The organism is Paenibacillus sp. J2R1T-4 (assembly GCF_059692235.1).
This window is the reverse complement of record NZ_JCAUBA010000001.1, coordinates 304,519-319,313: the sequence shown is the minus strand read 5'-3', so window position 1 is coordinate 319,313 and position 14,795 is coordinate 304,519. Positions and strand designations below refer to the sequence as shown.

Sequence of the window (14,795 nt, the reverse complement as noted above, 5' to 3'; positions counted from 1 at the left end):
TAATAGGAGCTTGGCTCCTTCACCATCATACGAGAACGACTGCTCTTCTGACAAGTTTCTGCTATAATAGTTCTGGATGAATAACTACTTGCAATGAGGAGAGGGTGAAAGCATGAAGACAATAGGCTTCATTGATTATTTCTTGGATGAGTGGCATGCGAATAAATACCCGGATTGGATTCATACCGCTTCAAACGGCAGGATGAAAGTTACATATGCATACGGTAAAGTGGATTCACCTACTGGTCTTAGCAATGCGGAATGGTGCGAGCAAAAGGGGATTCAGTTGCTTGATTCCATCGAAGAGGTAGTAGCGAAGAGTGATTATATAATCGTTCTATCCCCGGATTATCCGGAATTCCATGAAGAGCTGTCCTTGTTACCTTTGCAATCGGGGAAGCCTACTTATGTCGATAAAACATTTGCACCGGATCGTGCGACGGCATTGCGACTTTTTGAAATGGCTGAGCGTCATGGCACACCTGTCTATTCTTCATCAGCATTGCGGTTTGCCAGTGAATATACGGATACGGACAAACAAGGGATTGAAACGATCCTTAGCATAGGTCCAGGTAAATATAACAATTATTCGGTCCATCAAGTGGAACCGATCATTGCCTTAATGGGCAGTAACGCCACTCGGGTTATGTTTACCGGTACATCACACACGCCATCCTTGTTAATAGGGTTCGCCGATGGGCGCCAAGCAACGATCAATCATTTCGGCGGTGACTGTCCGTTCAGCATGTTTCTTAATTATGAGTCAGGCAATGCCAAAGTGATCAAGGTTGAATCGAATTTCTTCAATCTGTTTATACAGAATATGGTCGAGTTCTTCGAGAACGGCAAGACGGTTGTAGATAAGCAGGAGACAATCACGATCATGTCGGTTATTGAATATGGTGCGATTGCAGCAACGACACCTCATCAGTGGGTCGATCTACCAACAGGATAGAAAGTTAGCTCAACCAAAGTCCAAGGACGTCACTAGCGATGAAGCGAGTGGCGTCTTTGTCTTCCTTATTGAATACCTCCGGGGCGGCCCAAGCGAAGTACGTTTCGACCGTTAATTGTTTTCGTCAACAGCAACGCCGCCAAAAATACGAATATCGCGATACTGATTGAGCTCAGCAAGCTCCACAGCGGCTGCATGCCGAGATGCTGTACATACGAGTAGGCGTACTGTCCGGCGAAAGCCATCGCCGCCATACAGAGAGCCACTTTCACGAACTTTCTGAGATCCAAATAAAAACCGATCAGTCCCGAAATCGAGAAGAAGTTGAGCAGTGTGATGAAGCAGATGCCGAAGTTCATTCCGAGCACGACTCCGGTAATGCCGAACTGGCTGCCGAGAAAGTAAATCGCCGCAGCCTTCATGATCGTCATCGCAACATAGTTCCACATCACTGTACCCGCTTTGCCGAGCCCTAGAAGGACGGCGTGAAGAGGTGCCTCAAAGTAATGCAAGAAAAATACCGGCGCAAGCAGTTTAAGCATCGGACCCGCCTCGGGCGCGTTATAGAGCAGCGTCGTCAAAGGCGTAGCCCATATGTACAAAATGACGGTGGCGGGTGCCCCCACAAATAGCGCAATCCGCATCGCCTGATCCATTCGCAGGTGCACGTCCATCCCATTGCGGTTCGCCGCTGCTTCGCTGACGGCCGGGATGAGCGCCGTCGATAACGAATGAGTAATGAAGCTCGGGAAGACGAGCAGAGGGAAGGCGTAGCCGACGAGCAGCCCGTACTGCTTGGTCGCCATTGCGGTGCCGAGTCCGAACAAGGCCAGGCTTTTCGTGATCAGCATCGGCTGGAATGCGCTGTAGATCGAATGGACGAAACCGAGGCCGGTCGTAGGCAAGCCCATCCGCATCAGCTCAGCGAAGGTGCTCTTCCCGTGACGCAATTGCATGGAAGCTTTGAGGGGCAATCCGTCGATCTTCTGATTACTCTTGTACTTCGTAAACAAATAGATTAGCCCGACCCCTTCTCCTACGACAGCGCCGACCATTGCACCCGCCGCAGCATATTCGATTCCGTATGGAAGCAAAAGCTGCACTAGCGCGAGCATGCATGCAATGTGGGCGATGTGCTCGAAGACGTCGGACAGCGCAATCGACTTCATATGCTGTTTGCCGCGGAAGTAGCCTTTCAGCACGGCCGATATGGCGACGATCGGCGCGATTGGCGTAATGGCCAGCATCGCATAGTAGGCTCTCTGGTCGGTCAGGAACAGGGCTGCTATATGCTTCGAGCCGAGCAGGGCGAGCAGGGTCAAGATGACGCTTAACGTTCCCGTGATGGCGAGGGAAACGGCGAGAATCCGCTTCTCCTTTAGCTTGTCTCCCTTGACGTCAGCTTCGGCCACCATCTTCGATATGGCAACCGGCAGTCCCAATTCAGTTAAAGTAATGACGAGCGGTACGAGCGGATGGGCCATCATCAATAGTCCGATGCCTTCCGCTCCCAAGGAACGGGCCAGAAAAATGCCACTGACGAATCCGAGTATTCTCGTTGTCAAGGACGACACCGTCAAAATAAACGTCCCCCGCACAAATGATTTTTTTTGCATGAGACGCCTCTTTTACTTGGAATAAGTTTCTTCTCCTATATATATTCGGATAGGCAGAATACATGCGAACAAGCTAACCCGGACAGGTCCCAAAAACAAGGATTTTGGCTTCAGGGGAGGTAGTGTGATATATGGTAAATAAATATGTTTTGGGTGATAAGGAAAAAACCTTTCTCCTCGAATGGTCAGATATTCGAAAAAAGGTAAGGCTAGATATATACTCACTAGAGGCAGTCTATTCGGCCTTATCATTTTTAATTTTTGGGTCGTAGTAACAATTGTCGAGTTAAATATGTCGGATTACAAATTGGCACTTTATACATGGGAATCATTTCTAAAAAGTTGTACCATCTGGTTTACACTTGAATTTCTGTTGGGCTTTGTAATAGCAATTTGGTGTTGGAAAGGAAGAGAAGAAAAGTATCATCATTATATTTTCGGACACCTCTCACTTTTAGAAATGTTAGAGCTTAGGTCTGCTAAAATGAAATGATAATTCAATGCGCCACGAGGCGGCTGTCGTACTTTGGCAAAGCATCTGGCTATGCACATGAATATCCAGAGAAACAAAATTACTTCGATAATGATAGTTCAAACAGCAGCAGGCCACCGACTTTGATCGGTGGCCTGCTGCGCTAATTATAGGCTCCTTCGTTTAAGTCCATTTGGCCGCCCACAGCTTCATCGCTTTAATAATCGTATGCAAATCTTGTCCCTTAACCGTCAGCGTATATTCAACCGTAACCGGAACAGTTGGAAAGACACAGCGTTCGAGAACGCCCTGATCCTCCAGATGACGCAGCGTGTTAGTCAAAGCTGTAGGACTAATATTCTTGATCGCTCTCTGCAATTCTCCAAACCGTCTCGTTCCGCAGAACAGCTCCCGAAGCACCAGAAATGACCATTTGCCGCCGACGACATCCAACGTTTTTTCAATTGAACATTCAATATGCACCGGGGTTTGAGAAGTTTCCTGCAAAGGCGCGGTTCCACTTACAACCTCATTATTATTAATCAAGAATATAACATCTCCCATCTATAGTTGCTATATTATTTATACTAGATACACCTAGAGTAATTATATCAAAATAAATTCACTACTTTCAATAGAAAACCAACTCTATTTATAATAGAAATGTAATCAACTACGACTTTTGGAGGCGACAAAGACATGAAATATCGTAAATTAGGAAACTCGGGCTTGAAGGTAAGCGAAATCAGTCTGGGCAGCTGGCTTACATACGGTGGGTATGTAGAGCGAGAGCAGGCCGTGAAATCGATTCATACCGCTTATGAGCTGGACATTAACTTTTTCGATACAGCCAATGTTTACGAACGCGGTCAAGCGGAAATCATAGTCGGGGAAACTTTGAAGTCGTATAAACGTGATTCCTACGTTCTGGCAACCAAAGTATTCGGTCAGATGGGAGACGGTCCCAACGATCGCGGACTATCGCGCAAACATATTATGGAGCAGTGCCATGCCAGCTTGAAACGGCTCGGAACGGATTACATCGATCTATATTATTGCCACCGTTATGATCCGGAGACTCCTTTGGACGAGACGCTGCGGGCATTGGACGATTTGGTGACGCAAGGCAAAGTGCTGTATGTCGGTGTCAGCGAATGGACGGCGGCCCAAATGCAAAATGCGCTGGGGCTAGCCGACAAATGGCTAATGGACCGGATCATCGCTAACCAACCGGTATACAACTTGATCAATCGTTATATTGAGAAGGAAGTGATTCCGCTTGGAGAGAAAGAAGGCATCGGCCAAGTCGTGTTCTCTCCACTAGCCCAGGGATTGTTGACCGGCAAATACAAGTCCGCATCCGATATTCCGCAAGACAGCCGTGCCGCAAGACAAGAACACGCCCGCAAAGGAATTACGGAGGAAAATATCCTGAAGGTGGAGAAGCTGGGCCTGATTGCACAAGAGATGGGGGTTACTGTAGGTCAATTGGCGCTTGCCTGGATTCTGCGTCAGCCTAATGTCTCAAGCGCATTGGTCGGTGCGAGCCGTCCATCACAAGTTGAAGAGAATATCCAGTCGTCAGGCTTGACTTTATCTGAAGAAATACTAACGAGAATTGAAGAAATATTATAAATTATCCTATCGTAGTAGCTGAATAAAGTTCATGCAGCCTGTGCACCATACAGGCTGCATTTTGCTAGCTGTAGCGGATTCTGCTTGAGGACATTGGTTTCTCAGCTATTGTTGGGTTAATGATATTTAGGAGGCTGATACAATGATAGAACGTAAAATGGGTAGGTTGGATTACAATACCTCTGTCGTAATGTTCGGTGCCGCTAAGCTGGGCTCCGTTTCGCAAGAGGAAGCCGACGCATCGATCCGATTCGCTCTGGATAACGGCGTTCATCATTTTGATACCGCTGCCAGTTATGGCGATGCCGAAGTGCGCATGGGTCCGTGGATGCCGAAAGTTCGGGGTCAAATCTTTCTGGCCACCAAAACGGGGGAACGCTCGAAAGAAAAGGCAAAAGAACAGATACATCGTTCCTTGGAGAGACTGCAGGTCGATTCATTGGATCTGATTCAACTGCATGCTGTGGGGGACATCGATAACTTGAACTTGTGTACGAAAAAAGGCGGGGCATTGGAAGCGCTTCTTGAAGCAAAAGATGAGGGGATCGTTAAGGCAATCGGAATTACCGGACATGGCCATGCCGCACCTGCAACACATCTTGAGGCATTACGCAGGTATCCTTTTGACACAGTGCTGCTGCCGCTCAATTACTACTTGTATTCCATCCCGCAGTACCGAGTAGATTTCGATAAGTTTATGGAGGAAGCAGGAAAGCAGAACGCTGCAGTCAGAGTCATCAAAGCGATTGCGAAAGGTCCGTGGGGAGAAGGGCAGCAGCGTAATTATGCGACATGGTATGAGCCGTTTGATCAGCAGCAAATTATCGACGCTTGCGTCCATTTTGTGATGTCGTTCCCTGCGATAACCGCTTTCGCAAGCGCAGGTGATGTTCATCTGTTTCCAAAAATAGTGGACGCGACCAACCGGTTCGGCTCTATGAAGGACGAAGACGCTAACCGCATTCTGCAGGCGATCCCTGAATATGCATCTCCATTCGGAGCGCCTACATCGCTTGCCTAGAATGTTCAATAACTGAGGCTGTCAGTATGGATTGGCAGCCTTCTCATCGAACAGGAGGATAGTTGTAGAAAATCGATAACGACCATTTAGCCAACAGTCAAAATGTTAAGATACAACGCAAGGACTAGACATTATACAATAATGTATCCGAGACCTTTTTTCGTCGTAATAAAATTTTCCTTGCCTAACTCAGCAAGCTTCTTCCTGAGCCGTGTAATGTTCACCGTTAAAGTGTTATCATCCACAAAGCTCTCATCGGCCCACAGACTGCGCATCATTTTTTCCCGGCTAATAATTGTGCCCTTGTGTTTCATCAGAATGCTCAGGATCTTGAATTCATTCTTAGTCAGCTCCGCCTTCATATCCCCGCAGAACATTTCCCCATCCTTCAGGTTCAACACAATGCCGTCATGCTCCATCACATTCGTACTGATCTCAATGTAAGAATAGGTTCGACGAAGCAGCGCATTCATCTTGGCCATCAGCACATCCGTATGAAACGGCTTCTGGATGAAATCATCCCCGCCCATATTCATTGCCATAATCATGTCCATTGGAGTAGTACGCGACGAAAGGAAGACCATAGGCACCTTTGATATTTCCCTAATCTTGTTGCACCAGTAGAATCCGTCGAAATAAGGTAAGTTAATATCCATCAGCACTAGATGAGGCTTCTCTCTCAGGAACAATTGCAGTACCTGGTCGAACTCCTCGACTTTGACGGTTTCGAAGCCCCATTTACCTATTGTTTCTCCAACCATATCTGCTATCGTGGGATCATCTTCTACGATCATAATTTTCATAGCCCAACCACCTTATTAATTCACTTAGTTCTGCTTCTAACATCCTACTTGTATTGTAAACGATTTTATTAAACTTGAAGTGACATTATTGTAAGGTTGCAAGGTGAAGTTGAAAGCTAGTTCGATGGAAATATGGCCAGACACCTTGTAGGATATAGATAGGAAGGATGAGGAATTGGAACGGAATAGAGGGCGGTGGGGTATGTTAATTAATGTGGTTAAGAAAAATATTAAAGGGAATTTCAAAAATTATTTGATGTATTTCATCTCCATGATTATCAGCGTGGTCATCTACTACACCTTTGTCGCACTTCAGTATAGAGACGAGATCCGAGCCAATACAGAATCATGGGAACTGATGCGTTCGATTATGGTGCAAGCTTCCATTATTTTGATCTTATTTGTTGCCATCTTCATCTGGTACTCGAATGCATTTTTCACCAGGAAACGCAAGAAGGAAGTTGGCTTGCTCTCTCTACTAGGAGTGAGGAAGAAGACAATCTGTCGAATGCTATTTTACGAGAATATGATTATGGGCATAATTGCATTAGGAATCGGCATTGTGTTAGGCGCTTTGTTATCAAAGCTGTTCACGATGATCCTGCTCCATCTATTGGGGGCTGCCATTGAGGTTCGCTTTAATATCTCTCTGAGTGCTGTCATCAATACAATCATCGTCTTCGTCAGCATTCTGCTTCTTACCTCGTTTCAATCGTATCGATTGATCTATCGCTTCCGATTGATTGAGTTATTCCAGGCAGACAAAGAAGGGGAAAAGGCTCCCAAGACTTCAGTGATCACGGCTTCAATTGGGATGGTGTTGCTTGTATTCAGCTACTGGATTCTATATCAGGATACAAGTGTATTCCATGCCTTATTCATCCTTACTCTTTTCTTATTTAGTCTTGTTATCGGCACGTATTTATTATTTCGTTCCATAATCGTATATCTGCTCAGGGTCATGCAGCGCAACAAATCCCATTTCTACAAGGGAACTAATCTCATAAGTACTTCACAGCTCCTGTACAGAATGAAAGGCAACGCGCGAATTCTTACCATGGTTGCTCTGCTTAGTGCCTTAACCTTATGCGCAGTGAGTGTCGGTTACAGCTCTTACTATGGCGTGGAGAAGAGTGCTGCGAACTACGCGCCTTTCAGTTACACACATAGGTTGCTAGATGACTCATTTAATGAACAAGTGAGAGGCATTATTGCTGATGATAAAGAACATCGAATCCAATCGGAACAGATCATACAAGTACTTAAGATAAAAGGTGACTTGTCGGATACTTCGTTCGTTCCTTATGGGTTTACTGCTAATGATGTTCCTGTGAAAATTATAGCTGCCAGCACGTACAATAAGCTAACTTCCACTCTTAAGAGAGACAATACCCTACAGCTGACAGGTAATCAAATGGTTGGAATTCGATCGATCTCTGACCCCGGAACATCGGACAATGCGGGAAGGCAGTTAGTGCTGACTACTTCTCAAGGGCAACAAAAGTTGACTTATGTGACTATGCTCGAAGATCGAATCATGAGCTGGGTTTCGCCGGATATGTATATGATCGTGAGTGATGCGATGTACGATAGCTTGGCCGAACAATCTACTAAGCTTCGCTATGCTATCTATAAAGTGGAGGATCAACAGCGGACCCAAACGACAGCCCTCCAACTCAATAAGCTGCAAGGGGCGGAGCAAGCGGAGCTAACAAGTTACTACCTGGAGTATAGTAAAAGATTGGAAGCAGCGGGGCTTGATATATTCCTGTTAGGATTTTTGGGGCTTGTATTCTTGGCTGCAACAGGAAGTATTATTTATTTCAAGCAGCTTACCGAAGCGCATACTGATAAAGGCCGGTATGAAACGTTACGTAAACTGGGTGTCAGTAAAAGGGACGTAATGAGCACAGTAGCGAAGCAATTATTGTTCGTGTTCCTTCTGCCCCTCATTGTTGGGATTGCTCACAGTATAATGATCCTGAAGGGCATATTCCAGATTAGTTTGTTCGACGAATCTCTAGCCATTCCAATCCTTACCTCTATGATTGCATATGTTGTGCTCTATCTAGGCTATTATGTATTAACGCTTCATTCTTCTAATTACCTTGTGAATAAATAGCCTAGACTGAGAGTAAGTATACTAATCAAGAAAGCTGTAATCTGGATACACATAAGGGGTCTTGGATGCGCTGATCTTTTCAATGTTCGTGGCAGAGACCTTCATAATCTCACTCCCGTTATACGTGGTCGCTCCCAAGGTTCCTGTAAGCTTAACCCAGCTGTCTACAGCATGGGATTGCGCATTCGTTGACTCTATGAATAAGCCGAACGGCGAGGCGTCAGCAGAACAGCATTGCATCGCTAATCGAGCTACGACAAATTGATTGGCTTTCATAGTATCTTCCCGATAAACGAACCCGCTGATCTCAACCTTTTTGCCGATAAAATGTTCCATAAACATCTCGAGGGTAGTCATGGTCTCCATGAAGCCCTCTTCTTTAATTTGAATCACATCCTGTTTGTATAGCTTCATCGCATGTAAAGAGTATGCTTCATTGAAGTATTCCGTCTTGAACATGGTGTACAGCTTGGCGTCCTCGATTGACATAGCCGATAATTTCGGATTTGGAGCAGCTGTAGCGGTTGGCGCAGCGGATGAAATCGGAGCAGTGGCAGCAGGACTCGTTAGCTCAAGTGGCGGTATAACTTCCTTGCCCAGAACAGCTCTAGATCCTGTGCCCGCTGAGCTTTCCGATGGAGCGGCTTGTTTGGTGATCACACCGCTAGATAGATTCATTCCTTTGATGGAGGCTATGTTGCTGCCCATAAGTTGATCGGGAAGCAAGAAACCAAGCATTAGCGGAATCAGAAACAATCCATAGATTAGCCCGTTAGCAAGTAAAGAGCGGGGAGGCTCATGGTCACAATTACATGCAGCCTCGTTATTCCGATCAAATATTGACTGAAAGGCTAGATAGATTTGATGCAGAGCCACACAGAACAGAGCAATTGCTGCCAGTTTCACATAGAGCTGCATACGAGGTGCAATGTAATAGATTAGATGCTCAGATCGCACGAGATATACGATATAGAAGGCAAAGCCTAGCATAATGGCTGCTCGAAGCAAATAATGTCCTGTTAACGAACGTTCCTCTGCCATTTCCATAGTTGATACCACCTTTTTACGAGAATAGGATCAAGATTTTACCAGACAATAGTTTCTACTAAGATGGACCCTAAGAAAACGCAGCCTATGATTAACAACGATAAGATAAGAACGAATTTGGCGCGAAATACGGATAATAGCATGATCGTAGTTTTGAGGTCCAGCATCGGCCCGAACACCAGGAAGGTCAAGAGCGAACCCATGGAGAACGTACTTACAAAGGATGAGGCAACAAAGGCATCGGCTGTTGAACAAAGTGACAGCAGATAAGCCAATCCCATCATGAAGAAATGCGATGACACATCCCCTTGGCCGATCTCCATAAGCTCACTTCTAGGTACAAACGTCTGAATAGCTGCGGCCACCAATGAGCCGAAGATTAAAAATCGCCCCATATCAAAAAATTCACTGGCCGCATGTTCGAGCATGGCAGAAATCTTGTTTCTAGGACGGTGAATGTGGTAGCTCGTGCTTACATCGGGTGTTTGAGTATATAGGGTAGTGACGCTATTCTTCAACGGATTGTTGCGAATGAATCGGTATATGATCAGACCAATGACCGCACCAACCAATAAAGCAAGTCCCATTCGGGAGTAGACCATCTCCGGTTTGTTGCGAAAGGCCATATAAGTTGCACTGAACACAATTGGATTCACAATGGGACCTACCAGGATGAACACCACGGCAATGTAGAGCGGCATACCTTTCTTAAGCAATTGGCGAATGACAGGAATTAACCCGCACTCACAGATCGGGAACAGGATCCCTAACCCGCAAGCGAACATAATCCCTAGTATAGGGTTCTTAGGAGTAAACCGTTTGATCATATCTACGGAAATGAAAATTTGCATAAAAGCAGATACCAGCACACCTAGCAAAATAAAAGGAAATGCTTCCAGTATAATACTGATAAACATAGTCTTGAACGATTGCAGATCCTCATAATAGATGGACGGAATACTTGTTACAAGCTGAGGATTCATAGCAACTACAATGATCGTTCCGATCAAGGCGATGAAGAAAAGGTTAATAGCTAGATTTATGAGAGTATTAGAGCGCAATTCACTAGCCTCCAAGATTGCAAATATTATACTAACAACATCTGTTCCCAGTCCATTTGGATTGTATCTGTATCTAACTCGAGTCCAATCAAGACCAAGTAGTTGTCTCCCGTGTAGGTCGTTGGCAGCCAACCGATCCGATTGCCTGCAAGCTGAACGAGATGTGCTCGCGAGTCATCCCCGTGGAGCTTCAAATAACCCTTGGCTCTTAATAATCTGGAACCTAGGTCTTTTATGAAACGCTCCACATGCTTAGGATTCACCTGAGTCTTACTTGGAAGCGTAATGGTAACAAGTCGTGAGTAGGAGCGATTCTCAGTTGTAGAGGGATGAGTATGATTATTTCCGCTGCGAGGCTGACCCTTGCTCATAGAGAATGGGCTGCTCTTGGTAGTGCTTTCGTTTCGATTCGGTGTTATATCACTTAACAAGCGTTCCATATTCATTTGACTTTGAGTCGTATTGAATATAGGCGCTGCAGCATTTTGCTTACGGATAGCTTTCTCTATCTTCACCAGGCGAGAGCTGGACACCAGGTCCGTTTTATTCACGAGGAGGATGTCGGCAACCTCTATTTGGCGGCGTAATGTATGCACTAACGAACGGTCTGATGAGAATATACTGTTGTAATCTAGCACCAATTCAGCATCAAGGACCGTTACGATTTGCTTCAATTTCACCCGATTCAATAACATCGGAGCCGTCAGACAGTCTGCAATTTCTTCTGGATTGGCTACCCCAGTGAGTTCGATGAGGACCAGATCAGGAGCAGGCCGAATCAATTGTTCGATAGAGGCGGCTACTTCGCTTTTTTTATCACAGCATATGCAACCATCCAATAGCTTCTCGAGCGAGAGGCCATTTAAGGTGTCTTGAAGGATATGACCGTCTATGTCCATTTGACCAAGCTCATTCATTAGAACGGCAGTACGAAGACCCCTCATCTGAGCCTCGTGTATAAGTCGGAGTAATAAGGTTGTTTTTCCGCTGCCGAGAAATCCGCTCAGTATAATTACAGGTATAGCTGTCATAGTGACCTCCGGAATAGGAAATATAGAAGTTTAGTATAGCTCAAGGGTAGCATAACTTGATCAATAAAACATCATGTATTGGATCAACTGTATGCAAGAAAGTAGAAAATAAGAATCTTCTCATATTAGTAATGATTACTATTTACAAATCGTAATTATTACGATATAATCACAAATTATACAAAGACTAATAGTAATTATTACGTTATGGAGATGATATTCTTGCATACAATTGAACCCAAATCAACTCGAATTCCTGTAACCGTGCTTAGCGGATACTTGGGCTCTGGAAAGACATCATTACTGAATCATGTACTAAACAATCGACAAGGGCTGAAAGTAGCCGTAATCGTGAACGACTTAAGTGAAGTTAATATTGATGCTAACCTGATCCAGACAGGAGGCGGGCTATCTAGAACAGATGAGAAGCTGGTTGAGATGTCGAATGGCTGTATCTGCTGCACATTACGAGAGGACTTGCTCCGAGAAGTGAAACGGTTGGCGCTTGAGAACCGGTTCGACTACATACTGATTGAATCCACCGGTGTTGGTGAGCCGGTTCCAGTTGCGCAGACGTTCACTTATATCGATGAGGAACAAGGGATTGACTTGTCCCAATTATGCAGGCTGGATTGTATGGTTACGGTTGTAGATGCTTATCGATTCTGGCATGATTTCTCATCTGGAGAATCGCTGATAGAACGGCGAGAGGCGATAGGTGAGGATGATACCCGTGATGTTGTTGATTTGTTGATCAACCAGATAGAGTTCTGTGACGTGCTGGTTCTGAATAAATGCGACATGGTAGAAGTGGATGAGCTGAATAAGCTAGAACGAGTGCTGCGTGCATTGCAGCCGAGAGCGAAGATTATTCGGTCTCAATATGGTGTTGTTCAGCCGGAACAGGTGTTGAACACAGGTTTATTCAATTTCGATGAAGCAAGTGTATCTGCAGGTTGGCGGCAAGAGCTTCTTAATGAAAAACATACACCTGAGACGGAGGAGTACGGGATCTCATCGTTCGTCTATGAGCGGCAGCGACCTTTTCATCCAGAGCGTATTACAGATTGGATGTGTGAGTGGCCGCCTGAGATCGTGCGCGCGAAAGGTACAGTATGGCTAGCCTCACGTGATACAATGGCGCAGAGTCTCAGTCAAGCAGGACCTTCCATCCAGTTCGGCCCTGCAGGATATTGGGTCGCTGCACTGCCCCCAGTGCAGAGAGCGCAGGCTCTTGAGGAGGATGGTGAGCTAGAGGCCAAATGGCATGCCGTGTATGGCGACCGCATCAATCAGGTCGTATTTATCGGCATCGACCTACAGCCTAAGGAGCTAATTGCTTCCTTAGACGAATGTTTGTTGACTGATAGTGAGATGCAACAGGACTGGAGTACTTTTACTGACAAGCTCCCCAATGCAAGACCCGAAGAACTGGAAATGTTCAATTAAGAGAATAGTTGTAAAGGGATATCGAGCCTGTACGCAGGTAATAAAGGACCTCAGGAGTAGAGGAACTCTTTGGAGGTCTCTTTTTATGATGGAAAACGTCTAGACTTACAAAGTAGTTAATGACATTAATCATAGCATCAAATACGGGCGGATTCTTATCGATCTGCTCTTTCCGATGTCCTATTGTGTCCCTAAATAGTTCGTGTTAATGTATGAAAGAGAGGCGACCGACGGATCAGGAGGCTATATGAACATCCCGTACAACGATTTTCTGCTAAACTTACTCCTAGTCTTCTTTCCGCTTACGTTTTACCCTTATGTGCTTAAAGCAGGTCGCATCGACCTGCGCAGCCAAATCGTTACTTATATCATCTTTTCACTTACGCTTGTGTTAACGATGTCATTTCCACTTATTCTTAATAATTCCACTTATGATTTTCGTGCTGTACCACTCGCTATTGGCTCTTTATATGGCGGTGTATATGTATCTTTCTTTTTGTATGCCACGTTACTCATTTATCGCTTCATTATGGGAAACGCCAATCAATTCGAATACATACTTGCCATTTTTCCTACGTTTATAGCCATCATTTGGTTCATCAAGAAATTCCCATACTCATCTTTATGGCGCAAAATCATTTATTCCTTTTTAGTCTATTTAATTGTCCGTTTTGTGACTCTAATTTTATATTTATCTTTCACGAGCAACCTCAGTACCATGTTCACTCCAAGATTCGTCCATATGCTAGAAACTATGATCTTCCAATGTATTATAGCCGGAGTCTCGGTGTACATACTTGAGTTCTTCAGAAGAAACTCTATGATGCGAGAAGAAATTATCAAGAGTGAGAAGATCAAGATTGTCAGTGAAATTGCTGCCTCTGTAGCTCATGAAGTAAGGAATCCGCTAACCTCTGTTAGAGGGTTTATTCAGTTAATGGGCAACCAGGATGTTAGTATGGAGAACAGACGGTATTATCAGAAAATATGTCTGGAAGAGCTCGACCGCGCCCAGCAAATCATCTCAGACTATTTGACTCTAGCCAAACCCGAACCTGAGAAAATCGAAGAAATGGATATTCAAGTTGAGATTGACTATGTGTGTAATGTTCTTTTGTCGTACGCCAATTATCAAAACGTGCAAATCGAAAAGCATATTCCAGATTATCGTCTGTTTGTACTTGGAGATCGTTACAAATTTCATCAAGCGGTTATCAATATCGGGAAGAACAGTATAGAAGCTATGCCTGACGGAGGGGTATTGAAATTTATCGTTCAAAAAGTAAATAATTCCGTAGTGATCTCTATTATTGATACTGGAATTGGCATGACGCCTGAGCAAATTAATAGATTAGGGACGCCCTATTATTCAACCAAGGATAAAGGTACTGGGTTAGGATCCATGGTAACTTTTAGTATTATTAAGAAGATGCAGGGTAAGATCGAAATAAAAAGTGAAAAAGGAAAAGGAACAACCCATATCATTACGCTTCAACTGATGCAATAAAATGCATACCTGGACGTTCACCTATCCATTACGCAAAGAATACAGTGTATTAATACTACTATTGCGAAATCGTGGA

12 protein-coding genes are annotated in these 14,795 nt (G+C 44.8%); 6 read left to right on the top strand and 6 right to left on the bottom strand.

Features of this window, described 5'->3' with window-relative positions:
* The first annotated feature begins 112 nt into the window (after positions 1-112).
* Entirely contained in the window at positions 113-955 is an 843-nt protein-coding gene (locus tag AC58QD_RS01590) for a Gfo/Idh/MocA family oxidoreductase (protein WP_497329302.1), read from the top strand.
* A gap of 65 nt (positions 956-1,020) precedes the next feature.
* Here the strand turns inward: AC58QD_RS01590 and spoVB are convergent, their stop codons facing one another.
* Positions 1,021-2,571: a stage V sporulation protein B gene (gene spoVB / locus AC58QD_RS01585; RefSeq protein WP_497329300.1), complete on the bottom strand. Its 1,551-nt coding sequence runs from the start codon at positions 2,569-2,571 to the stop codon at positions 1,021-1,023.
* Between the two features lie 655 nt (positions 2,572-3,226).
* Positions 3,227-3,550 carry a winged helix-turn-helix transcriptional regulator gene (locus AC58QD_RS01580; RefSeq protein ID WP_497330044.1) on the bottom strand — a complete coding sequence of 108 codons (324 nt, stop codon included), beginning with the start codon at positions 3,548-3,550 and terminating at the stop codon, positions 3,227-3,229.
* 192 nt (positions 3,551-3,742) lie between these two features.
* Between AC58QD_RS01580 and AC58QD_RS01575 the strand changes: the two genes are divergently transcribed.
* Positions 3,743-4,678, top strand: a complete 936-nt coding sequence (locus AC58QD_RS01575; protein WP_497329298.1) for an aldo/keto reductase family protein — start codon at positions 3,743-3,745, stop codon at positions 4,676-4,678.
* 142 nt (positions 4,679-4,820) lie between these two features.
* On the top strand, positions 4,821-5,699 hold the full coding sequence (locus tag AC58QD_RS01570) for an aldo/keto reductase (protein ID WP_497329296.1): 879 nt from the start codon (positions 4,821-4,823) through the stop codon (positions 5,697-5,699).
* 131 nt (positions 5,700-5,830) lie between these two features.
* Here the strand turns inward: AC58QD_RS01570 and AC58QD_RS01565 are convergent, their stop codons facing one another.
* Complete coding sequence (locus tag AC58QD_RS01565; protein ID WP_497329294.1) at positions 5,831-6,502, bottom strand: response regulator transcription factor; 672 nt, start codon at positions 6,500-6,502, stop codon at positions 5,831-5,833.
* A gap of 202 nt (positions 6,503-6,704) precedes the next feature.
* On the opposite strand from AC58QD_RS01565, the gene AC58QD_RS01560 reads away from it, so the two are divergent.
* Positions 6,705-8,624: an ABC transporter permease gene (locus AC58QD_RS01560; protein ID WP_497329292.1), complete on the top strand. Its 1,920-nt coding sequence runs from the start codon at positions 6,705-6,707 to the stop codon at positions 8,622-8,624.
* Between the two features lie 21 nt (positions 8,625-8,645).
* On the opposite strand, the gene AC58QD_RS01555 is transcribed toward AC58QD_RS01560, so the two are convergent.
* Genes AC58QD_RS01555 through AC58QD_RS01545 form a run of 3 tightly spaced genes read right to left on the bottom strand, consistent with a single transcriptional unit; the run spans position 8,646 to position 11,763 of the window.
* The gene (locus AC58QD_RS01555; RefSeq protein WP_497329290.1) at positions 8,646-9,671 is read right to left on the bottom strand and encodes a TIGR03943 family putative permease subunit; all 1,026 of its coding nucleotides are present in this window, start codon (positions 9,669-9,671) and stop codon (positions 8,646-8,648) included.
* A gap of 38 nt (positions 9,672-9,709) precedes the next feature.
* Positions 9,710-10,732 (bottom strand): permease, encoded by a 1,023-nt coding sequence (locus tag AC58QD_RS01550; protein WP_497329288.1) that lies wholly within the window; start codon positions 10,730-10,732, stop codon positions 9,710-9,712.
* A gap of 26 nt (positions 10,733-10,758) precedes the next feature.
* A complete protein-coding gene (locus tag AC58QD_RS01545) occupies positions 10,759-11,763 on the bottom strand; it encodes a CobW family GTP-binding protein (protein ID WP_497329286.1) in 1,005 nt (334 codons plus the stop codon).
* A 231-nt stretch (positions 11,764-11,994) separates the two neighbouring features.
* On the opposite strand from AC58QD_RS01545, the gene AC58QD_RS01540 reads away from it, so the two are divergent.
* Together AC58QD_RS01540 and AC58QD_RS01535 are read left to right on the top strand one after the other, a co-directional pair.
* Positions 11,995-13,212 carry a GTP-binding protein gene (locus tag AC58QD_RS01540; protein ID WP_497330042.1) on the top strand — a complete coding sequence of 406 codons (1,218 nt, stop codon included), beginning with the start codon at positions 11,995-11,997 and terminating at the stop codon, positions 13,210-13,212.
* Positions 13,213-13,459: 247 nt separating this feature from the next.
* Positions 13,460-14,719, top strand: coding sequence for an ATP-binding protein (locus tag AC58QD_RS01535; RefSeq protein ID WP_497329284.1), 1,260 nt, complete (start codon positions 13,460-13,462; stop codon positions 14,717-14,719).
* Positions 14,720-14,795 lie beyond the last annotated feature (76 nt).